Annotated in this window: 20 protein-coding genes; 12 read left to right on the top strand and 8 right to left on the bottom strand. The window is 65.7% G+C overall.

Annotation, left to right across the window (positions count from 1 at the left end; translation table 11 throughout):
• Positions 1 to 110 precede the first annotated feature (110 nt).
• Together J6500_RS21675 and J6500_RS21670 are read left to right on the top strand one after the other, a co-directional pair.
• The gene (locus J6500_RS21675) at positions 111 to 488 is read left to right on the top strand and encodes a DUF1850 domain-containing protein (RefSeq protein ID WP_225714713.1); all 378 of its coding nucleotides are present in this window, start codon (positions 111 to 113) and stop codon (positions 486 to 488) included.
• Positions 489 to 580: 92 nt separating this feature from the next.
• Positions 581 to 1,387: an SDR family NAD(P)-dependent oxidoreductase gene (locus tag J6500_RS21670; protein ID WP_225714712.1), complete on the top strand. Its 807-nt coding sequence runs from the start codon at positions 581 to 583 to the stop codon at positions 1,385 to 1,387.
• A 238-nt stretch (positions 1,388 to 1,625) separates the two neighbouring features.
• Here the strand turns inward: J6500_RS21670 and J6500_RS21665 are convergent, their stop codons facing one another.
• A complete protein-coding gene (locus J6500_RS21665; protein WP_225714711.1) occupies positions 1,626 to 3,170 on the bottom strand; it encodes a cation:proton antiporter in 1,545 nt (514 codons plus the stop codon).
• A 134-nt stretch (positions 3,171 to 3,304) separates the two neighbouring features.
• Here J6500_RS21665 and J6500_RS21660 point away from each other — a divergent pair, with 134 nt between their 5' ends.
• From J6500_RS21660 to J6500_RS21650, 3 genes are all read left to right on the top strand, one after another.
• Entirely contained in the window at positions 3,305 to 4,072 is a 768-nt protein-coding gene (locus tag J6500_RS21660) for a lysozyme inhibitor LprI family protein (protein WP_225714710.1), read from the top strand.
• A 90-nt stretch (positions 4,073 to 4,162) separates the two neighbouring features.
• Positions 4,163 to 6,073: a propionyl-CoA synthetase gene (locus tag J6500_RS21655; protein ID WP_225714709.1), complete on the top strand. Its 1,911-nt coding sequence runs from the start codon at positions 4,163 to 4,165 to the stop codon at positions 6,071 to 6,073.
• Positions 6,074 to 6,443: 370 nt separating this feature from the next.
• On the top strand, positions 6,444 to 6,716 hold the full coding sequence (locus J6500_RS21650) for a hypothetical protein (RefSeq protein WP_225714708.1): 273 nt from the start codon (positions 6,444 to 6,446) through the stop codon (positions 6,714 to 6,716).
• A gap of 102 nt (positions 6,717 to 6,818) precedes the next feature.
• Here J6500_RS21650 and J6500_RS21645 read toward each other — a convergent pair whose 3' ends face one another.
• Positions 6,819 to 7,517, bottom strand: a complete 699-nt coding sequence (locus J6500_RS21645) for a DUF1013 domain-containing protein (protein ID WP_225714707.1) — start codon at positions 7,515 to 7,517, stop codon at positions 6,819 to 6,821.
• Positions 7,518 to 7,746: 229 nt separating this feature from the next.
• Between J6500_RS21645 and ispH the strand changes: the two genes are divergently transcribed.
• Genes ispH through rnhA form a run of 3 tightly spaced genes read left to right on the top strand, consistent with a single transcriptional unit; the run spans position 7,747 to position 10,147 of the window.
• Positions 7,747 to 8,712 carry a 4-hydroxy-3-methylbut-2-enyl diphosphate reductase gene (ispH, locus tag J6500_RS21640; protein ID WP_376707839.1) on the top strand — a complete coding sequence of 322 codons (966 nt, stop codon included), beginning with the start codon at positions 7,747 to 7,749 and terminating at the stop codon, positions 8,710 to 8,712.
• A 5-nt stretch (positions 8,713 to 8,717) separates the two neighbouring features.
• The gene (locus tag J6500_RS21635; RefSeq protein WP_225714705.1) at positions 8,718 to 9,698 is read left to right on the top strand and encodes a homoserine kinase; all 981 of its coding nucleotides are present in this window, start codon (positions 8,718 to 8,720) and stop codon (positions 9,696 to 9,698) included.
• Complete coding sequence (gene rnhA, locus J6500_RS21630; protein WP_225714704.1) at positions 9,695 to 10,147, top strand: ribonuclease HI; 453 nt, start codon at positions 9,695 to 9,697, stop codon at positions 10,145 to 10,147. The genes J6500_RS21635 and rnhA overlap by 4 nt, the downstream gene beginning before the upstream one ends.
• 92 nt (positions 10,148 to 10,239) lie before the next feature.
• On the opposite strand, the gene J6500_RS21625 is transcribed toward rnhA, so the two are convergent.
• The 6 genes from J6500_RS21625 to J6500_RS21600 form a co-directional block, all read right to left on the bottom strand.
• Entirely contained in the window at positions 10,240 to 10,725 is a 486-nt protein-coding gene (locus J6500_RS21625; protein WP_225714703.1) for a peroxiredoxin, read from the bottom strand.
• Between the two features lie 108 nt (positions 10,726 to 10,833).
• Positions 10,834 to 11,394, bottom strand: coding sequence for a DUF924 family protein (locus J6500_RS21620; protein WP_225714702.1), 561 nt, complete (start codon positions 11,392 to 11,394; stop codon positions 10,834 to 10,836).
• 29 nt (positions 11,395 to 11,423) lie between these two features.
• Positions 11,424 to 13,106 carry a long-chain fatty acid--CoA ligase gene (locus J6500_RS21615; RefSeq protein ID WP_225714701.1) on the bottom strand — a complete coding sequence of 561 codons (1,683 nt, stop codon included), beginning with the start codon at positions 13,104 to 13,106 and terminating at the stop codon, positions 11,424 to 11,426.
• A 181-nt stretch (positions 13,107 to 13,287) separates the two neighbouring features.
• Positions 13,288 to 14,718, bottom strand: a complete 1,431-nt coding sequence (locus J6500_RS21610; RefSeq protein ID WP_225714700.1) for a D-alanyl-D-alanine carboxypeptidase family protein — start codon at positions 14,716 to 14,718, stop codon at positions 13,288 to 13,290.
• 203 nt (positions 14,719 to 14,921) lie between these two features.
• Positions 14,922 to 16,700 carry a glucan ABC transporter ATP-binding protein/ permease gene (locus tag J6500_RS21605; protein WP_225714699.1) on the bottom strand — a complete coding sequence of 593 codons (1,779 nt, stop codon included), beginning with the start codon at positions 16,698 to 16,700 and terminating at the stop codon, positions 14,922 to 14,924.
• A 299-nt stretch (positions 16,701 to 16,999) separates the two neighbouring features.
• A complete protein-coding gene (locus J6500_RS21600; RefSeq protein ID WP_225714698.1) occupies positions 17,000 to 18,061 on the bottom strand; it encodes an ABC transporter substrate-binding protein in 1,062 nt (353 codons plus the stop codon).
• A 250-nt stretch (positions 18,062 to 18,311) separates the two neighbouring features.
• Between J6500_RS21600 and J6500_RS21595 the strand changes: the two genes are divergently transcribed.
• The 4 genes from J6500_RS21595 to J6500_RS21580 all read left to right on the top strand — a co-directional run bounded on the left by J6500_RS21595 (position 18,312) and on the right by J6500_RS21580 (position 20,479).
• Positions 18,312 to 18,734, top strand: coding sequence for a hypothetical protein (locus J6500_RS21595; RefSeq protein ID WP_225714697.1), 423 nt, complete (start codon positions 18,312 to 18,314; stop codon positions 18,732 to 18,734).
• Positions 18,735 to 18,847: 113 nt separating this feature from the next.
• Positions 18,848 to 19,249: a phosphoribosyl-ATP diphosphatase gene (gene hisE, locus J6500_RS21590; protein ID WP_225714696.1), complete on the top strand. Its 402-nt coding sequence runs from the start codon at positions 18,848 to 18,850 to the stop codon at positions 19,247 to 19,249.
• 63 nt (positions 19,250 to 19,312) lie between these two features.
• The gene (locus J6500_RS21585) at positions 19,313 to 19,894 is read left to right on the top strand and encodes a YqaA family protein (RefSeq protein WP_225714695.1); all 582 of its coding nucleotides are present in this window, start codon (positions 19,313 to 19,315) and stop codon (positions 19,892 to 19,894) included.
• A 363-nt stretch (positions 19,895 to 20,257) separates the two neighbouring features.
• Entirely contained in the window at positions 20,258 to 20,479 is a 222-nt protein-coding gene (locus J6500_RS21580) for a hypothetical protein (RefSeq protein ID WP_225714694.1), read from the top strand.
• The last annotated feature ends 150 nt before the right edge of the window (positions 20,480 to 20,629 follow it).

Raw genomic sequence — 20,629 nt, 5'->3', positions numbered from 1 at the left:
CTCTGCTTGCTCGGCGATTTCCGCTTCTCGGACACCGCAGGCTTCACGCTGGCCGCGGCCGTCGTGCTCTGGCAGTGGCGGCAGCGCCCGCGCGATGCGGTGGCCGCGGCTTGAGCCTCTGCCTCGCCTCCGCCGGCGTGGTGAAGGCGCTGCAGGCTGCGGCCTTCACGCTCGCCTGGACGCATTCGATCGAGAAGACCGCCTGGCAGGAAGACTGGGTGGTCACGTCCGCCGGGCTCGAATTGACGCAGGCCCGCATCAAGGGCACCGGCGCCGGCATGGAGCCGCCGCCGGAGGCCCGGCTCGTTGGCGGCTGGTTTCAATGGTCGCCGCCTCCGGCGCCGCGGCGGGAGGTCGTGCTCGGCAATTCCGGCGCGGCGGGCGAATGGCGGCTGTGCTCCACGGGACGCTGCCAGACGCTATCGGAGATTTTCGGCCATCCGATCGGTGCTAATGTCACGGTCATGAGTGCTTGCAAGAATCCGTAGCCCGGATGAAGCGCAGCGCAATCCGGGAACAGCGGCCCGGATTTCGCTGCGCTCCATCCGGGCTACCAGAACAACAAAAGGAGAAACAACCGATGGATCGGCTCAAGGGCAAGGTTGCGATGGTGGTCGGCGCGGGCTCGATCGGGCCCGGCTGGGGCAACGGCAAGGCGACCGCCGTGACCTTCGCGCGCGAGGGCGCCAGCGTGTTCTGCGTCGATCGCAACGGCGCCGCGGCCGAGGAGACGGTTGGCATCATCACCGGCGAGGGCGGCAAGGCGACCGCGTTCACCGCCGACGTCTCGCGCGCGGCCGAGGTCGAGGCGATGGTCGCGGCGTGCCTGGAGACCTATGGCCGCATCGACGTGCTCGACAACAATGTCGGCATCGCCGAGGTCGGCAGCGTGGTCGAGGTGGCGGAAGCCGAATGGGACCGCGTTTTCGCCGTCAACCTGAAGAGCGCCTATCTGTCGATGAAGCATGTCATCCCCGTCATGATCAAGCAGGGCGGCGGCTCGATCATCAACATCTCCTCGATCGCCTCGATCCGCCATGTCGGCATCTCCTATGTCAGCTACAACGCCAGCAAGGCAGCGATGAACCAGATGACGCGCTCGACCGCGGTCGAGTTCGCCTCCAAGCATGTGCGCGTCAACGCGATCCTGCCCGGGCTGATGAAGACCCCGATGGTCGCGCACTCCGCCGGGCTGGCGCAGAGCTACGCCAAGGGTGACGTCGAGGCGATGTGGCGCGCCCGCGACGCGCAGGTGCCGATGGGCCACATGGGCGACGCCTGGGACGTCGCCAACGCGGCGCTGTTCCTCGCTTCGGATGAATCCAGATATGTCACCGGCATCGAGCTCGTGGTCGACGGCGGCATCACCAGCAAGTCGGGCGCGTAGGTCTACTGCGTCTGAAGTCTTAAGCGCTCGCTTCTAAACCTGTCATCCCGACCCACAAGCGGCGCCAAACATTCGGTGTCGTCCCGGCGCAGGCCGGGACCCATAACCACCGAAGGTCATAATTGCGTAACGCTGGGCCACAACTCACTTCGACAAATCAACCCGGTGGTTATGGGTCCCGGCTTTCGCCGGGACGACGCTTGGAGAGGGCTACGCCCGCCCGTCTCTCGCGCTCCCATCACGCCTCGACGCTGAGCTCGGCGCGGTCGAGTTCTTCCTCGACCAGATGGAAGGCGTCGTCGCCGATCGCCTCGGTGCGGCGCAGATCGAGCAGCGCCCGGCGCGCCGCGGCGACGGCGCGGCGGCGCAGCGGATCGGCGGGGAGCTCGCGCGAGGCGAGGCCGCCGTCGGGATCGGTCTCGGCGCGCAGCAGCACGGCGCGATATTCGAGCCGGAGGATTTCGGCTTCCTCGGACGGATCTGCATCGACCGCATCGAGCGCGGCGCGAAACGCGACGCCGCGCGCATGCGCCGCCTCGCGCGCCAGCGGATCGTCCTCGTCGAAATTCATCGCCAGGATCAGCGGCCGCAGCGTCAGGCCCTGCAGCATCAGCGAGCCCAGCACCACCGCAAAGGCCGTCAGCAGGATCAGGTCGCGATACGGAAAATACTCCGGCAGCGCGAATGCGGCGGCCAGCGTGACGATGCCACGCATGCCGCACCAGGACACGATGACGCCGCGCTTCCAGGTCGGCACCGCTGCCATCACATGCGTGGGAAGCAGGTCGTGCCGCTTCAACGCGCGCAGGAAGGCGCCATAGGGCATCACCCAGAGAATCCGGGCGAGGATCACGACGGCGAGGATGATCGCGGCAAAGCTGCAATATTTCCACCGCACCTCGTCGTCGAGGCCGGACCAGATCGGCCGCAGCTGCATGCCGATGAGCATGAAGGCGAGCACGTTGAGCACGAAGACGACGGTTTCCCACACCGCGTAGGACTGTACGCGCAGCCGCGCCGAGGTGCGGGCCGGCGCGGTGCGGGCGATCGTGATCGCATAGGCGATGATGGTGAGGATGCCCGACAGCCCGAGATGCTCGGCGATGATCCACACCATGAAGGTGCCGCCGAACTGGGTGATGATCGCGCTCGGCGCCTCGGTGATGCGGCGCGTGACCATCATCCAGACCTGCGCGAACAGGTAGCCGGCGGCGAGGCTGCCGACCAGCGCCACCGCGATCGACGGCACGAATTCGCGCACCTTCATGTGCTCGGCGACCACGAGGCCGACGGCGACGCGATAGATCAGGAGCGCGCTGGCATCGTTGAGCAGGCTCTCGCCTTCGAGTATCTTCTGGATCCGATAGGGCAGATTCACCTGGCGCAAGATCGCAGTCGCCGCGGCGGCATCCGGCGGCGCCACGATGGCGCCGAGCGCGATCGCGACCGCCCAGGGCATGTCGGGCCGCAGCCAGCGCGCGACGACGGCGACGGCCACGGTCGTGACGCCGACCGCGACCACCACCAGCGTCGAGACCGGCAGCCAGTTGTTGCGGAGGTCGCGCGGCGAGGTGTCGAAGGCGGCGTCCAGCAGCACCGGCGCCACGAACAGCGCCAGCGCCAGCTTCGGTTCCAGCGCCCAGGACGGCCCGTCCGGAAGAAAGGCCAGCAGCATGCCGCCGACTGCGAGGAACGTCGGGTAGGGGACCTTGACGTGCCGCGCCAGCGCCGACAGCGCTACGGCGGCAAGCAGAAGCCCGATGATCCATTCGAATGTCAGCAAGCCGCCCCCCGTGCGCCGATCGTCGCAATTGACGTATAATCCAGTGTGTGGTTTTGCCGCAATTGCATGCGGTCCGGATGATGGCCGCTGGGCTGGTTCAGGCGCGCAAGAGGGACGCCTCGTCGGCGATTGTGATGCGACGCAAATCTGCAAACCTGACGCTTCTGCTGTGCGTCTATCTGTCATGCCTGCTCGCGGCAGGTGCTGCGTGCGCGACCAGCAGCGAGCCGGGCAAGGATGTCCAGGCCGATCCGGGCCGCTGTGTCGCCGCAGCCGTCGCTGACGACGACGACAGGACGATCGACGTCTGCGGGTCCGTGATCGACAACGACAAGACGGAGAGGGCGGATCGCGTCAGAGCCCTCGCGGCGCGCGCGGGCGCCTATCGTCGCAAGCAGATGACCGATCGCGCGATCGCCGATTACGATGCCGCGCTCCGGCTCGATCCCTCGCTGACCGATGCCTTCAATGCGCGTGGCGAGCTGTGGCGCAGCAAGGGCGACCGGCGCCGGGCGATTATGGATTTCGGCGCCGCGGTCAAGCTGGATCCCAATCATGCGGCTGCCAAGGCCAATTACAAATCGCTCTCGCTGGAGCTGGAGCGGATCGGCGCCATGATGGCGGTCGCAGGCAAGCCGAGCTTCGATTGCCGCAAGGCGCGCCGCGCGGTGGAGAAGGCGATCTGCGCCAATCCCGAGCTTGCCGACCTCGATCGCGAGATCAACGCATCGAGCGTGCGAGCGATCCGCGGTGCGCAAAACCCGCGGCACGCGCGCGAGCTGCAGAGCGCGCAAGACGAGTTCATTGCCCGCCGCAATGCCGAATTCGGCAAGGCGGGCTACGACCTCGCGAAGGCGATGCGCGAGCGGTTGCTCCAGATCAATGGGGCCGACGGCGACTAGTGCCAAGGTCGGCCGGATTTCGGCTTGAAACGCCGTCGCTTCCCGTGACAATGGTCGGCAAAAGACGCGCGGTGCGCGAGGGAGAACGCCATGAACATTCAGCAGACGAGCCGGTATCATGAGGTGCATGCGCGCTCGCTCCGGGATCCCGAGGGGTTTTGGGCGGAAGCGGCGCGTGAGATCGACTGGATCGAGCCGGCGAAGAAGGTCTTCGACCCGGCGATGGGCACCTACGGACGCTGGTTCACCGGCGCCGTGGTCAACACCTGCTACAACGCGCTGGATCGCCACGTCGCCGGCGGCCGCGCCGACCAGATCGCGCTGATCCACGATTCCACGCTCGCCAATACGATCACGAAATTCACCTATGCCGAGCTGCTGAAGGAGGTGCAGGCGCTCGCCGCGGTGATGCAGGATTTCGGTGTCGCCAAGGGCGACCGCGTCATCCTCTATATGCCGATGGTGCCGGAGGCCGTGGTTGCGATGCTGGCCTGCGCGCGAATCGGCGCGGTGCACAGCGTGGTGTTCGGCGGCTTCGCGGCCAAGGAGCTGGCGAGCCGGATCGACGACGCCAAGCCGAAGCTGATCTTCTCGGCCAGTTGCGGCCTCGAGCCCGGCCGCATCGTGCAATACAAGCCGCTGCTCGATGAGGCGATCAAGCTCGCGAGCGCCAAGCCGGATGTCTGCGTCATCCTGCAGCGGCCGCAGCACGGCTGCGATCTCGTTGCTGGCCGCGACCATGACTGGGCGGCGCTGCGCCGCGCCGCGCTCGATGCCGGCAAGGCCGCGCCCTGCGTGCCGGTGCTCGCGACCGATCCGCTCTACATTCTCTACACCTCAGGCACCACGGGCATTCCGAAGGGCGTGGTGCGCGACAATGGCGGGCATCTCGTCGCGCTGAAATGGTCGATGTACAACCTCTACGGCGTGAAGCCGGGCGAGGTGTGGTGGTGCGGCTCCGACATCGGCTGGGTGGTCGGCCACAGCTACATCGTCTACGGCCCGCTGCTGCATGGCGCGACCTCGATCATGTATGAGGGCAAGCCGGTCGGCACGCCCGACGCCGGCGCGTTCTGGCGCGTGATCTCGGAACACAAGGCCGTGGCGCTGTTCACCGCGCCGACCGCATTCCGCGCCATCAAGAAGGAAGACCCCGAAGGCAAACTGATCCGCAAATACGATTTGTCGAGCTTCCGCACCCTGTTCCTCGCCGGCGAGCGCGCCGATCCGCCGACGGTGGAATGGGCCGAGCAGCAACTCAAGGTGCCGGTGATCGATCACTGGTGGCAGACCGAGACCGGCTGGTGCATCGCCGGCAATCCGGTCGGCCTCGGCATGCTGCCGGTCAAGCATGGCTCGCCGACGGTGCCGATGCCCGGCTATCAGGTCGACGTGGTCGACGAGGCGGCGAAGCCGGTCGCGGCGGGCGCCATGGGCTCGATCGTGATCAAGCTGCCGATGCCGCCGGGCTGCCTGCCGACGCTGTGGGAGCAGGACGCCCGCTTCAAGGACGCCTATCTCTCGGAATTCCCCGGCTACTACAAGACGTCGGATGCCGGCTACAAGGATGAGGACGGCTACGTCTGGGTGATGGGCCGCACCGACGACATCATCAATGTCGCCGGACATCGGCTCTCCACCGGCGGCATGGAAGAGATTCTGGCCTCGCATCCCGACGTCGCCGAATGCGCGGTGCTCGGCGTCAAGGATTCGATCAAGGGCGAGGTGCCCTGCGGCTTGCTGGTGCTGAAGGCCGGCGTCACCAAGAGCGCCGGCGACGTCGAGAAGGAAGTCGTGGCGCTGGTGCGCGACAAGCTCGGCCCGGTCGCCGCCTTCAAACTCGCGATCACGGTAGGGCGGCTGCCGAAGACCCGCTCCGGAAAAATCCTGCGCGGCACCATCAAGAAGATCGCCGACGGCGAACCCTGGACCATGCCGGCGACGATCGAGGACCCGAAGGTGCTCGACGAGATCGGCGATGCACTGAAGGGGAAGGTGTGATCGTCATTGCGGCGCGCGGAGCGACGACTTGTGCGCTTCGCCAGCAACGAAGGTCTAATCGAGAGAGCACGCCGAGTGGCCACCCCTCTCCCTAACCCTCCCCCGCAAGGGGGGAGGGAACCCTTCCGCCGATGCCTCCCTCACGACGGTTACAGCCGAGGCATGTGCGAACGAAGTAAGGTGAGCACATTGGTCAGGCTCCCTCCCTCCTTGCGGGGGAGGGTTGGGGAGAGGGGTAAGCCGCGGGCGGAATCTTGGAGGAATGCGTGATCGCGCCACGTCACCGAATGCATCCGGAAGCAGAACGGCCTTGATTTTGATGGATTGCCGGGTCATTCCCGGCCCATCGTCACGAGACACGGACTACCGGATGCGATCCATTTCCGCACGCGCGCCCCTCGCATTGCTGCTCGCACTGCCGCTGCTCACAGGCTGCCTCGAGCGCGGCAACTCGCCGATTGCGGCGAGCATGGGCGATGACGATCAGTACTGCCAGGCCAACGGCAAGGTGGCGGTCGGCTCGCCCGATTATGTCGCCTGCCGCAAGGATCGCGACGTGCAGCGCCAGAACGCTGAAGCCCGCTACGACCGCCGCCAGCGCGATCTCGGCGAATACATGCTGAACAATCCGAACCGGCCGTAGGGCTATGACGGCTCGCTTGTACAGTCGTAATCGGTCCAACAAAAAACGCGGCAGGTTGCCCTGCCGCGTTTCGCATTCCGTTCGGCGAAGCGCGGCGCGCGCTTACTCCTCGTCCTCGTCGGGCTTCTTGCCGCCGATCGTCTTCAGCTTGGCGAACACGGCGTCGACGTTGAGGTCGTCGTGGCGCTCGGTCGGCTGATCGTCGAGCTCGTCCTTGCGCGTGGTTTCGGAGGCCGGCAGCAGCGTGGCGCCGCCATAGACGGCCGCGGCCGGCTTTTCCTTGGCGGCGCGCTGCACCTCGAAATCGAGCTCGATCTGCGAGCACAGGCCGAGCGTCACCGGGTCCATCGGCGTCAGGGTCGAGGCATTCCAGTGGGTGCGGTCGCGCACGCTCGCGATGGTGGTCTTGGTGGTGCCGACGAGGCGCATGATCTGCGCGTCCTTCAGCTCGGGATGGTTGCGCAGCAGCCAGAGGATGGCGCTCGGCCGCTCGTGGCGGCGCGACACCGGGGTGTAGCGCGGGCCCTTCTTCTTGGCGGCGGTCGGCAGCACCACCTTGCTCTCCTGCAGCCGGAGGCGGTAATTCGGGTCGCGCTCGCCTTTTTCGATCTCCTCGCGGGTCAATTGGCCGTTCGAAATCGGGTCCATGCCCTTGATGCCCTGGGCGGCGTCACCGTCGGCGATGGCGCGGACCTCCAGCGGGTGCATCTTGGTGAAATCGGCCACCTGATCGAAGGTCAAGGCGGTATTATCGACCAACCACACGGCAGTCGCCTTCGGCATCAGCGGTGCGTTGCTCATGGCAAATCTCCTTTGTGCTTCGCCCACCTCTGTCGAGGCGAAGCTGGTAGTCATCGGCGATGACGGGAATATGCTGCCTATATAAGCCCTCAGGGGGGAATGGCGCAATGGGCCAGCAAAATCGCCTTGACAGAGCCCCAAAGCAGTCCCAAGTCCTTACCCAAACTGGCCGTTCCCCGCCCGCCGGCGAGGGGTGATTCGGCCCCGAGATTTGCCCCTTATGTCAGTGATGAAACCCGACCTCAGAATCGTGCTTTGTTCCCCGCGTGGCTTCTGCGCCGGGGTGGTGCGCGCCATCGACACGGTGGAACGGGCGCTCACCATCTATGGTGCGCCGGTCTACGTCCGGCACGAGATCGTGCATAACAAATACGTGGTGGACAGCCTCAAGACCAAGGGTGCCATTTTCGTCGAGGAATTGGCTGAAATCCCCGACGATACCAATGCGCCGGTGGTGTTTTCGGCCCATGGCGTGCCGAAATCGGTTCCTGCGGAGGCCAAATCCCGCAATTTCTTCTCGCTGGACGCGACTTGCCCGCTGGTGACCAAGGTTCATCGCGAGGCGGCGATCCACTTCAAGCGCGGCCGCGAGATCCTCCTGATCGGGCATTCCCATCATCCTGAGGTGGTCGGCACGCTAGGCCAGCTGCCGCCGGGCGCCGTGACCCTGATCGAGACCGCCGAGGACGCCAAGACCTTCACGCCGAAGGATCCGGACAACCTCGCCTTCGTGACCCAGACCACGCTGTCGATCGACGACACCGCCGAGATCGTGGCGCTGCTCAAGTCGCGCTTCCCGAACGTCAACGGACCGCACAAGGAAGACATCTGCTACGCCACCACCAACCGCCAGCTCGCGGTGAAGAAGGTCGCGCCGGTGGTCGATGCTCTGATCGTGGTCGGGGCGCCGAACTCGTCGAACTCGCAGCGCCTGCGCGAGGTCGCCGAGCGCGAGGGCTGCCCGATCGCGGTGCTCGCGCAGCGCGCCAGCGATATCGACTGGGCGCGGTTCGAAGGCATCAAGAGCCTCGGCATCACCGCGGGCGCCTCGGCGCCGGAAGTGATCGTCGAGGAGATCATGGGCGCGTTCGCCGAACGCTACAATCTGCACGTGGAGACGGTCTCGGCCGCCGAGGAGAACGAGTTCTTCCCGCTGCCGCGCTCGCTGCGACCCGACGCTACCGCGGCGGAATAGACCCTATGGCGGTCTACACCGACGTTGCCGCCGAAGACCTCGCGGAATTCCTCAAAAGCTACGACATCGGCGAATTGCTCTCCTACAAGGGCATCGCCGAAGGGGTCGAGAATTCGAATTTCCTGCTGCATACCAGCCAGGGCGCCTACATCCTCACGCTGTACGAGAAGCGCGTGGCGGAGGACGACCTGCCGTATTTCCTGTCGCTGATGGCGCATCTCGCCGAGCGCGGCGTGTCGTGCCCGCAGCCGGCGCGCAACCGCAACGGCGAGGTCTACAGCCGGCTGGCCGGCCGGCCGGCCGCGATCATCAACTTCCTCGAAGGCATGTGGCCGCGGCGGCCCAACGTGACGCATTGTTCGGGCGTCGGCGAGGCATTAGCCAAGATGCATCTGGCCGGGCGCGACTTTCCGCTGCTGCGCGAAAATCCGCTGTCGGTCGCCGGCTGGCGGCCGCTGTTCGATCTCGCCGCGGCGCGGGCCGACGGCGTGCAGGCCGGCCTCTCCGACTTCATCGCGCGCGAGCTCGATCATCTCGAGGCCGCCTGGCCCACCGATCTGCCGGTCGGCGTCATTCACGCCGACCTGTTTCCCGACAATGTGTTCTTCCTCGGCGACAGACTGTCGGGCCTGATCGACTTCCCGTTCTCGTGCAACGACATCCTGGCTTACGACGTCGCGATCTGCCTGAACGCCTGGTGCTTCGAGCCGGATCACTCCTTCAACGTCACCAAGGCACGCGCGCTGCTCAATGCCTATCGCCGCGAGCGGCCGTTGTCGGCGGCGGAGGAGGCGGCGCTGCCGCTGCTGGCACGCGGCGCGTCGATGCGCTTCTTGCTGACGCGTCTCGTCGATTTCCTCAACGTGCCCGCGGGCGCGCTGGTGCAGCCGAAGGACCCGCTGGAATATGTCCGCAAGCTGCGCTTCCAGCAGAACGTCGCCGCGATCAGCGACTATGGCATCACGCCGGCAGGGTGCGCGGCGTGAGCGACAAGCCGCATGTGACCATCTTCACCGACGGTGCCTGCTCCGGAAATCCGGGGCCGGGCGGCTGGGGCGCGGTCCTCAAGTTCGGCGAGGTCGAGAAGGAATTGAAGGGCGGCCAGCCCCACACCACCAACAACCAGATGGAGCTGATGGCGGCGATCTCGGCGCTGGAAGCGCTGAAGAAGCCGTGCGTGGTCGATCTCACCACCGACAGCCAGTATGTCCGCCAGGGCATCACCGGCTGGATCCACGGCTGGAAGCGCAACGGCTGGCGCACCGCGGACAAGAAGCCGGTCAAGAATGTCGAGCTGTGGCAGCGCCTCGATGCCGCGCTGAAGCCGCATGAGGTGCGCTGGCACTGGATCAAGGGCCACGCAGGTCACGCCGAGAACGAACGCGCCGACGAGCTCGCCCGCGAAGGCGTGGCGATGGCGAGGCTGAAGGTGTAGGGACCGCGCTGTCTCGCAATAACCGGTGTCATCGCCCGGTCGATGTGCGCAATTGCGCACAGGCCGGGCGATGACAGTATGCGCGCGTCGGCTCAGAGCTGGCCGAGCAGCGTGTCGCCGCCGGAGACCTCGACCTTGCCAGGGGCGGGTTCGAGGTTGAGCTTCTTCACCACGCCGTCCTCGACCAGCATCGAGTAGCGCTTGGAGCGGATGCCGAGGCCGTTGGCGGAGGCGTCGAGGTCCAGACCGATCGCCTTGGTGAAGTCGGCATTGCCGTCGGCGAGGAAGACGGCCTCGTCGCGCTGGTCGGTGTCGCGCTTCCAGGCATTCATCACGAAGGCGTCGTTGACCGAGACGATCGCGATGGTATCGACGCCCTTGTTCTTGATGGCATAGGCGTTGAGGAAGATGCTCGGCAGGTGCATCTTGTGGCAGGTGCCGGTGTAGGCGCCGGGCACGGCGAACAGGGCAACCTTCTTGCCCTTGAAGATATCGTCGGTGGTTTTGACCTGCGGCCCTTCGGCGGTCATCACGCGAAACTTGGTTTCCGGCAGCTTGTCGCCAACCTTGATGGTCATCGTCATTCTCCCTCGCTGAAGCGGACCTGTCTTAAACCCGGCGCTCGGACGGCACAATACGGACTGGCGGCGGATCGGCAATGCCGGCGGCCGGTCACCATTCCGTCATCAGCCGGAAAATCCGCCACCGTCCAGGAAGGCCTGCTCGTCCGCCGTCGTTTCCCGGCCCAGAATGCGGTTACGGTGCGGGAAGCGGCCGAACCGGCGGATGATCTCGGCGTGGTCCTCGGCATATTTCAGGTTGTCGGGGTGGCCGCCGCCATATTGCCGGAACAGCGCGACGCAGCGCTGCTGGTCGGCCAAATGCTCCGAATGCTCGAAAGGCAGATAAAGGAATTCGCGCAGGTGCGGATCGATCCGCACGTCGACCCCGCGGTCGATGGCCCGGCCGGCTACCTCGCGCGCCAGCGCATCGCTGGAGAAGGTCCTGGCATCGTCGCGAAACATGTTGCGGGGAAACTGGTCGAGCACGATGGTCAGCGCCAGCGCACCCTCGTCGCTCGTCTCCCATGACGCCAGTTCGCCCGCGGCCGCCTGCTGCCAGGTGGCGAGGAAGCGGTCGCGGATCTCGGCATCGACTGCAGGGTCGCGCTTGTACCAGCCGTCGCGGCCGATGCCGCGCCAGAAGGCGAGGATGTCGGCCGGCGTTGCAACGCGCGCGTCAGTCATGTTTGTTCTTGCGCCCGCGTCGCTATTGTTCAGGCCGCAGCTTTCTTCTCGTCGCGCAGCTCGCGACGCAGGATCTTGCCGACATTGGTCTTCGGCAGGTCGGTCCTGAACTCGATCTGCTTCGGCACCTTGTAGGCGGTGAGCTGGGTGGCGCTGAACTTGATGACGTCCTCCGCCGTCAGGTTCGGGTCCTTCTTGACGATGAACGCCTTCACCGCCTCGCCGGACTTGGCGTCGGGCACGCCGATGACGGCGCATTCCAGGACGCCCGGATGGCTGGCGATCACTTCCTCGATCTCGTTCGGATAGACGTTGAAGCCGGAGACCAGGATCATGTCCTTCTTGCGGTCGACGATCTTGGTGTAGCCCTTCTCGTCCATCACCCCGATGTCGCCGGTGCGAAAATAGCCGTCCGCCGTCATCACGCGTGCGGTCTCATCCGGCCTGTTCCAGTAGCCGACCATCACCTGCGGGCCCTTGGCGCAGATTTCGCCGGCTTGGCCGAGCGGCAATTCGTTGCCGTCGTCGTCGCGGATCGAGATCCAGGTCGACGGCACGGGCAGGCCGATCGTGCCGGAGAACTCCGTGATCGTCGCGGGATTGCACGTCAGGGTCGGCGAGGTCTCGGACAGGCCGTAGCCTTCCGAGAGCGAAACGCCGGTGACTTTCAGCCATTTTTCGGCGACCGGTCTTTGCGTCGCCATGCCGCCGCCATTGGCGATCTTCAGCTTGGAGAAGTCGAGCTTGTCGAAGCCCGGCGTGTTCAACAGGGCATTGTAGAGCGTGTTGACCGCCGGGAAGAAGCTGACCTGGTACTTCGACAATTCCTTGACGAAACCGGGCATGTCGCGCGGGTTCGGGATCAAGAGATTGGTGCCGCCACACCGCATGCCCAGCAGATAGCACGCGGTGAGCGCAAAGACGTGATAGAGCGGCAGCGCGCAGACGATGACCATTTGTTCGACAATCGGCGGCTTCACCAGCGCCGGCTGCAGCCACGCGTCGTTCTGCAGCACGTTGGCCAGGATGTTGCGATGGAGCAGGGTCGCGCCCTTGGAGACGCCGGTGGTGCCGCCGGTGTATTGCAGGAACGCGACGTCATCGAGCGTCAGCGGGGGCTTGTTGAGCTTGCCGGCGCGGCCCGCGGATAGCGCCTCGTTGAAGCCGACGGCTCCCGGGATCGACCAGGCCGGCACCATCTTCTTGACCCGCCGCACCACGAGGTTGACGATCACACCCTTGAGGCCGAGCAGGTCGCCCATGCTGCCGACGATGACGTGCTTGACCGCGGTGTTCGGCAGCACCTTCTGCACGGTGGTGGCGAAGTTCTCCAGCACGATGATCGCTTCGGCGTCGGAATCCTTGAGCTGATGCTCGAGCTCGCGCGGGGTGTAGAGCGGATTGACGTTGACGACGGCGTAGCCGGCGCGCAGCACGGCGGCGGTCGAGACCGGGTATTGCAGCACGTTCGGCATCATCAGCGCGACCCGCGCGCCCTTCTGCAATCCCCTGCTTTGCAGATAGGCGCCGAGCGCCGCCGACATCTCGTCGAGCTCGCGATAGGTGATCGCCTTGTCCATGCAGATGAATGCCTTGCGGTCGGCGAACTTGCGAAAGCTCTCCTCCAGCAACTCGACCAGCGACGAATATTGCGTGACGTCGATATCGGCGGGCACGCCGGCCGGATAGTGCTTGAGCCAGATCCGCTCCATGATGGTCCTTCCCCTCTCTAAAGTTCTGCCCGACGTCCCGGATTGATTCCGGGTTCGTCCGGCCCGCGGGCTGCCTTGGCTAACCCTGGGTTGCCTTGTTTTGGGCAGTATTGAGCGATGCGCCGGCCAATGGCAAGCCGCGCTGACGACGCAATGGGTGAGGGACGGACCGCTTGGTCCGCTAGCTGGCCGGCTTGGCGTCAGCCTTCGGCTTGGCCGCGGCCTTCGGCTTCGCGGCGGGTTTTGCCGTGGCCGCCGGCTTGTCGGCGGGCTTGCTGGCTGCCGCGGGCTTGTTCGCAAGCGGCTTTGCGGCTGCGGCATCAGGCTTGACGTTGGCGTGGCGCGCCGGCTTGGCTGCGGCCGGCTTGGCGTCGCCTTTGGCACTCTTGGTATCGCCCTTGGCCTCGGCCGCGTCGGGCTTGTTGACCCTGACGACGACGCGGGTGCGCTTGCCGCGCTTGACCGGCTGCAGCTTCTCGCTGTCGGCCTCGGCAGCCGCGATCAGCGCGGCGCCGGTCTTGGTCGGGCCGGTATAGACGATCACCGGCTCGGAGGCCGCCGCCGGCAGCGCGAGCAATTCCGACGGCTTCGGCATCGCGGCCTGCAGGCCGGTGGCGAAGAAGGCCATGCCGCTCTCGCCGCCGCTGCTGGAGGTCCCGGCGACGGTGTCCTCTTGATCCTCGTCGCTGGCCGGGCGCTTGTGCTTGCCGCCGCACATCTCCTCGCGCAGGTTCGGCGGCGTGGCGTCGACCGGCACCAGGTTGTCGACGGTCCCGAGCGAGGGCCGCAGCCAGGACATGCCGCTGCCGTTGAAGCCGCGATCCAGAAGCTGCGCGGCGCGGACCGCGCGCATGCGGCCGGAGGAGGCGCCGAGCACGACGGCGATCAGCCGCCTGCCATCGCGCGTCGCCGAGGCCACGAGGTTGTAGCCGGAGGCGCAGATGAAGCCGGTCTTGAAGCCGTCGGCGCCGGGATAGCGCCCGATCAGCTTGTTGAAGTTCGCGGTGACGCGGCGGCCGAAGCGGATCGAGGGGATGTGGACGAAGTATTCGTATTCCGGCAGGTCGCGGATGATGGCGCGGGCGAGGATCGCCATGTCGCGCGCCGAGGTGATCTGGCCGTCGGCGGGCAGGCCGTTCGGATTGACATAGCTCGTCTGGGTCATGCCGAGCTTTTGCGCGGTCTGGTTCATCATGCCCGCGAAGCCGTCGACCGAACCGCCGATGCCTTCGGCGAGCACCACGGCCATGTCGTTGGCCGACTTCACCAGCATCATCTTCAGCGCGTTGTCGACGGTGACCTGCGTGCCCGGGCGGAAGCCCATCTTCGAGGGCGATTGCGAGGCTGCGGTCGGCGATACCGTGAGCAGCGTGTCGAGCGACACGCGGCCGTCCTTCACCGCCTTCAGCGTCACATAGGCCGTCATCAGCTTGCTGAGCGAGGCCGGATACCACGGCATCGTCGCATTGTCGGCTTGCAGCACCTTGCCGCTGTCTGCCTCGACCAGCAGCAGCGCTTCGGCCGCGGCCATGCGCGGCAGCGCGATGGCGAGCATCGCGACGGCAAAAATCGATTTCAACGATGGGCGCAGCAACGGGCGAAGAAGGTGCACGAGTCCGGTTCCGGTCCTTTGAGACCCGCCTCAGAACAAGGAGGTCTTCGCGAATGTGACGTCGGGTTTCAAGCGTGTCCGGGGCCGCTTTGCGGCGATGCAAACCCTATACCGGCTTGCCAGCCGAGAACAGAGGCCAGCCAATTTAATCGTGGACGAAATCGGCTGAATTTCGGCAGCGGCCTCAAAAGGAAAGCGAAGAATTATGGTGCCTCGATACTGGCCCGTGCCTGGTCCTGAACCATGAATTGGGCGCGCGCGAGGTCGGCAAAACGCCCGCCTTTCGCCACCAGTTCATCGAAAGTTCCGCTTTCGATCACGCGCCCCTGGTCGAACAGCAGGATGCGGGTGGCGTGGCGGATGGTGGAGAGGCGGTGCGCGATCACGAAGGTGGTGCGGCCTTTCATCACTTCATCGAGAGCAGCGTTAACCTTCGCCTCGGTGACCGCATCGAGCGCGCTGGTCGCCTCGTCGAGGATCAGGATCGGCGGATCCTTGAGCAGTGCGCGCGCGATCGACAGCCGCTGGCGTTCGCCGCCGCTCAGCATGCGGCCGCGCTCGCCGGCATGGGTATCGAATTTCTTTTCGCTGCGCTCGATGAAATCGAGCGCCTGCGCCCGGCTGGCGGCGGCACGCAGTTCCTCGTCGGTCGCGTCAGGCTTGCCGACGCGCAAATTCTCGGCGATCGAGCGGTTGAACAGCAGCGCCTCCTGGAACACGACGCCGATGTTCCGCCGCAGCGCGGTCAGTTTCAGCGCGCGGATGTCCATGCCGTCGATCTCGATGATGCCGGATTGCGGATCGAAGGCGCGATGCAGCAGCGCGATCGCGGTGGATTTGCCGGCGCCGGTCGAGCCGACCAGCGCGATGGTCTGGCCGGGCAGCGCGGTGAAGGAGAGGTCGGCGATCGCCGGCCGCTTGCCGTCATAGGAGAACGAGACGTCCTTGAACTCGACCAGGCCGGACAGCCGTCCGGGATCGACCGCGCCGGGGCGGTCGCGCACCGCCGGCACCGCGTCGAGCACGTCGAAGAATTCCTGCAGCCGCGGCGCTTCCATGAACACGTTGTTGATGAAGCTCACCACCTGCTCGAGCTTCTGGATCAGCATGGTGGCGAACGAGACGAACATCACGATCTCGCCGACCGTCGTCAGGCCCTGGCTGTGCAGCGCGATGCCGACGGTGAAGATCGCGAGCACCGTGATCGTGGTCGACGCGCGGGTGATCACGGTGACCAGCGCCCACCACGACAGCACCGGCATCTGCACCGCGAGCAGCTTGTCGGCGACGAAGCGCAAGCCCTGCACCTCGGAATCGATCCGCACGAAGCTCTGCACCAGCGCGACATTGCCGAGCGCGTCGGAGGCCCGCGCCGAGAGGTCGCTGTAGAAGGCTTCGACCTCGCTCTGCATGCCGTAGGTCTTGCGCACCACCAGCGTGGTCAGCAGGGTGAAGACGACGCAGAGGATGAACAGCAGGACGGCCAGCCGCCAGTTGATGTAGAGCGCGAGCGGCAGCAGCACGATGAGCGACATGATCGCAGCGAAATGCTCGCGGAAGAAGCCGAGCCAGAGCCGCCACAGCGCGTCGGTCCCGTTCAGCATCACCTTCATCAGCCGTCCGGAATGGGTGCCGGAATGGAAGGTCAGCGGCAGCTGCATGATGTGCTCGAAATAGCCGGTCAGCACGGCCTGGCGCTGGCGGTGCGCGAGGCGGTCGGCCTGCAATGCGACGATGGCGCTGCAACCGATCGTGAACAGGCCGAACGCCACCCAGGCGGCCAGCAGCGGCCACGCGGAGTCGGTGGCGAACATGCCGGTGACCGGCCGGCCCGACAGCACGTCGACGATCTTGCCGAACAGCACCGGCTCGGCGAACTGCGCGCCGGCGAGCAGCAGGTTGGCGGCGGCGAGGATCCAGCCCAGCCGCGCCTCCTTGCCGAGCAAGTCGAGGACACGGGTGTAGAGGCGGATCATGGACATGCCGGCGGGACTCACAAGCGATCGACGCCCGATCAGGCGGGAGATAATCTAATCAGGCTTTGCGGGGGAGGACCAGCGGCGACAGCGCGTCATCCAGAGGGGATGGTGATGGTTGTGACGAGCCGCCTCCCGCGCCGGTCGTCCTGGCGAAAGCCAGGACCCATAACCACCGAATTTGATTGGGAGCGGGATTGCGTCCCCAGCGTCGCGCAACAATCATGGCTGGGGTAATGGGTCCTGGCTTTCGCCAGGACGACGCTGAGTGTTCGCGCCGCTCGTAATCATATTCTCGCATGCGCTCAATTCACCAGCCGGCCGTCGATCGGCGGCAGGAACTGGTCGTCGAAGATCTCGGACAGAAGCGGCTGCTTCTGGAATTTGACGTCCTCGGCAAGCTGCTCGATCGACCGCTCGAAGCGCGCCGGCTCGATGCCGCCGATGCCGTCGCGCTTCACCTCACTGGTGAGGATGTTGTCGCGGATGATGGTATGCAGGCGCTCGAGCTCGAGGTCACGCGAGCCGCCGTCCATCCGGCTCGCGACCTCGGTCGCGGCGCGGGCCGGATCCTTGATCGCGAGATTGGTGCCGCCGATCACCGCGCGGACGAAGCCCTTCACGGCCTCGGGCCTGGCTGCGGCAAGACGCGGGCTGACGATCACGGCAAAGCCATAGGCCTCGCAGCCATAGTCGGCGAAACGCAGCACCGCGAGATCGTCGGCGGGCACGCCGCGATCCCTGAGATTGATCGCCGACAGATAGGAGAAGCCGGTGACGGCATCGACTTGGCCGGCGGAGAGCATCGGCTCCCGCACGGCGGTGCTGATCGTGCTCAGCTTGACGCTCGCCAGCTTGATTCCGTTCTGCCTGGCGACTGACGGCCACAGCCGGATCGACAAGTCGCCCTCGGCGACGCCGAGGCTCTTGCCCGGCATGTCCGACAGCGCCTTGATGCCGCGGCTCTTGCGGGCGACGATCGCGTAGGGCGCCTGGTTGAACAGCACGAACACCGCCTTCACGGGCGCGGAGCCGGGCTTGTCGCGAAACCGGATCAGCGCGTTGATGTCGACGAGGGCGAAGTCGCTGGCGCCGTCGGCGACGCGCGCGATCGCATCCGCCGAGCTGGTGGCGACATTGGTGCCGACCGCGAGCCCTTCGGCGCTGAACAGGCCGCCGACCGTTGCCATCACGAAGGGAGCCGCGGCGGCATCGAGTGGACGGTCGAGCGTGAACTGAATGGCGACCGGCTGCGGCGGCGGATCGCTCGCGGCGCGCAGTGGTGCCGCGCCGGGCCACACGCCGCTACCAAAGCCGATCCCGACGGCCAGCATCAGGCGGAGAAAGGTTGGCCGACTTATCTGCATCACGACATCCGGGTGGCGAGACAAAGTGCCGCGCCGGCTGCGCCTGTTTCATGACATCGAGCACGTCATGGCAAGCGTCAATTGCGGACATTCTGCCTCATGCAAGCTGAATGGGCGATGACTGCCACCATGACTGCCATGATTTCGCCAGAGGTTGTTCAGCTTGCATTCGGGTAGCGGAACCCAATGTAGGGAAGGTGGTTAGCTACAAAGCGGCCCGTCGGGCCAGCTCCCACAAAGGACGACTGCAATGTTTGCGCGAAAGGGTGTTTTTTCGTCCATTGGCCGCGCAGCCACGCTGGCAACGGTTGCCGCCGTGGCGTTGACGGCCATTGAGCCGACGATGGCGTTCGCAGGCTCGGCTCAGGCCGGCAAGCCCGCCACGGTGACGACGTCACACGGCACCAGCGACGTGACCGACATCAGCGCGCGCCGCCGGTATTACAGAGGCGGTGGCGGTGGTGCAGCGGCCGCGGCCGCGTTCGCCGGCATCATCGGCACGGGTCTTGCGATCGCCGCGGCGCAGAGCCGCCGCGATTACTACTATGACTACGGCCCGGGCTATTACGGCGGTCCCGTCTATTATGGTGGCCCGGCCTATTACGGCGGACCGTATTATGGCGGCTACTACGGCGGCTATGGCCGGTCGCAACTGCCGTATACGCCTTACTGACATCGAAGGTTCTCGTAACTGTCACAAAACCCGCCGGCCTCGCGCCGGTGGGTTTTTCGTTATGTGCGCGGCGTTAACACGCTGGCGATACGTTTCGACTAGGCTCGTCAGCCATGAGTGATTCGATCGAGCGGCTTTACCGGGCTGTGATCGCGGCGAGGGATCTTGATCCGGCCACGTCGCGCACGGCACGGCTGTTCCAGCGCGGCCCGGCCAAGATGGCCAAAAAGCTCGCCGAGGAAGCGGTCGAGGTCGTAATCGATGCGCTCAGCCGCAAGCCGGACGCCGTGGTGCGCGAAAGCGCCGACCTGCTCTACAATCTGACCGTGATGTGGGCGCATGCCGGGGTGAAGCCGGAGGACGTCTGGCGCGAGATGGAACGGCGCGAGCGGCTGCTCGGCATCGCCGAGAAACTGCCGAAGACACCGGGCAAGCTGCCCAAAACCGCGCCCGATCCTGTGGTTCGGCGTCGAATTGTCGCGTTGGAAAGCTCGCTGCGCAAGCGGCAGTCGTAAATCGCCGAAAATCAATTCATTCCCGGCATGGACAAATCCGCTCCATGATGGTTCATCGCGGCCATGCTGAAACGGATTTACGATTGGTGCATCGACGCCGCCGACAAGCCTTACGCGCTCTGGATTCTCGCAGCGGTCGCCTTCGCTGAGAGCTCGTTCTTCCCGATCCCTCCCGACATCATGCTGCTGCCGATGTCGCTGGCGCGGCCGCAGCGGGCGTGGTGGTTCGCCACCGTCTGCACGATCGCCTCCGTCGCCGGCGGCGTGGTCGGCTATGCGATCGGCGCGCTGCTCTACGATTCGCTCGGGCAGTGGCTGATCCATCTCTACGGACTGTCCGACAAGGTCGATGCGTTCCGTGCCTCGTACAACGAGTGGGGCGCGGTGATCATCCTGCTGAAGGGATTGACGCCGATCCCCTACAAGCTGGTGACCATCACCTCGGGCTTTGCCGGCTACAACATCTGGCTGTTCATCCTGTGCTCGATCATCGCGCGCGGCGGCCGCTTCTTCTTCGTCGCGGTGCTGCTCAACCGTTACGGCGATCTGATCCGCAAGGAGCTCGAGAAGCGGCTCGGCCTCTGGGTTGCGATCGGCGCGATCGTGCTGGTGCTGGGCTTCGTCGCGGCGTTCAAGTTGATCTAGCCTTCGCTTTGCCAGCGGCCGGCTTCGGGTTACGCTCGCCGCGATGGCTGATCGAATCGACAGCGTGCTGCATCCGGCCAGGGCGCGCCTTGTGATGGCGGGGCTGGCCCTGTCGATGACCCTGGCAACGCTCGACCGAGGCTGGGCCCAAGCGGCGCCCGCGCTGCTGGGCATGCAGCCGGGGCGCAACAGACGCTGCCGGCGGAGCCGCGGCCGATCGAGCCGGCGCCTGCTGCGGCCGAACGCGAGAATCCCGGGCTGATCAACGAAATCGGAAAGCTGTTCAAGAACTCGAGCCTGCCTTCACCGGGGAATCCCGGCGAGACCGGCAAGAGCCTGCCGAACATCGCGCGTCCGTCCACGATGGTCTCGGGCCGCGCGGCCTGCGTGGTCGCCTCGAACGGCGCGCCGGATTGCAAGCTCGGCGCCGATCTTCTGTGCCAGAGCAAGGGCTTCAAGGAAGGCCACAGCCTCGATACCGATGCGTTCGAGAAGTGCTCGCCGCTGGTCTATCTGCCCGGCCACAAGCGCCGTCCGAACGACTGCAAGACCGAGAATTTCGTGACGCGGGCGCTCTGCCAATAGGCTGGGCAAATTCATGCCTGGGATGCCAAACGCCTGAGAAAAACCGGCTGCCCGGATGAGCTTTTTTCATCCGTTTCGCAGCGCCCAAACGCAATACTTGACAGTGGAAAGATTGCCCTGTTGGTATGACCGCCAAGCAGACCGAGACCA

Origin of the sequence: Bradyrhizobium semiaridum, from assembly GCF_020329505.1 — a bacterium.
In the GTDB taxonomy this organism is placed as follows: Bacteria; Pseudomonadota; Alphaproteobacteria; order Rhizobiales; family Xanthobacteraceae; genus Bradyrhizobium; species Bradyrhizobium semiaridum.
The sequence above is the reverse complement of the archived record's forward strand: the minus strand, read 5'-3'. Positions and strand labels throughout refer to the sequence as shown.

Coding starts and splice junctions, on each gene's coding strand:
- J6500_RS21625 (WP_225714703.1), bottom strand. CDS start 10,725: ATGACCATCAAGGTTGGCGACAAGCTGCCGGAAACCAAGTTTCGCGTG.
- J6500_RS21615 (WP_225714701.1), bottom strand. CDS start 13,106: ATGGAGCGGATCTGGCTCAAGCACTATCCGGCCGGCGTGCCCGCCGAT.
- J6500_RS21650 (WP_225714708.1), top strand. CDS start 6,444: ATGCGATCCATTTCCGCACGCGCGCCCCTCGCATTGCTGCTCGCACTG.
- J6500_RS21620 (WP_225714702.1), bottom strand. CDS start 11,394: ATGACTGACGCGCGCGTTGCAACGCCGGCCGACATCCTCGCCTTCTGG.
- ispH (WP_376707839.1), top strand. CDS start 7,747: ATGAAACCCGACCTCAGAATCGTGCTTTGTTCCCCGCGTGGCTTCTGC.
- J6500_RS21655 (WP_225714709.1), top strand. CDS start 4,163: ATGAACATTCAGCAGACGAGCCGGTATCATGAGGTGCATGCGCGCTCG.
- J6500_RS21605 (WP_225714699.1), bottom strand. CDS start 16,700: ATGTCCATGATCCGCCTCTACACCCGTGTCCTCGACTTGCTCGGCAAG.
- hisE (WP_225714696.1), top strand. CDS start 18,848: ATGAGTGATTCGATCGAGCGGCTTTACCGGGCTGTGATCGCGGCGAGG.
- J6500_RS21645 (WP_225714707.1), bottom strand. CDS start 7,517: ATGAGCAACGCACCGCTGATGCCGAAGGCGACTGCCGTGTGGTTGGTC.
- J6500_RS21595 (WP_225714697.1), top strand. CDS start 18,312: ATGTTTGCGCGAAAGGGTGTTTTTTCGTCCATTGGCCGCGCAGCCACG.
- J6500_RS21585 (WP_225714695.1), top strand. CDS start 19,313: ATGCTGAAACGGATTTACGATTGGTGCATCGACGCCGCCGACAAGCCT.
- J6500_RS21670 (WP_225714712.1), top strand. CDS start 581: ATGGATCGGCTCAAGGGCAAGGTTGCGATGGTGGTCGGCGCGGGCTCG.
- J6500_RS21635 (WP_225714705.1), top strand. CDS start 8,718: ATGGCGGTCTACACCGACGTTGCCGCCGAAGACCTCGCGGAATTCCTC.
- J6500_RS21600 (WP_225714698.1), bottom strand. CDS start 18,061: ATGCAGATAAGTCGGCCAACCTTTCTCCGCCTGATGCTGGCCGTCGGG.
- J6500_RS21580 (WP_225714694.1), top strand. CDS start 20,258: ATGGTCTCGGGCCGCGCGGCCTGCGTGGTCGCCTCGAACGGCGCGCCG.
- J6500_RS21660 (WP_225714710.1), top strand. CDS start 3,305: ATGCGACGCAAATCTGCAAACCTGACGCTTCTGCTGTGCGTCTATCTG.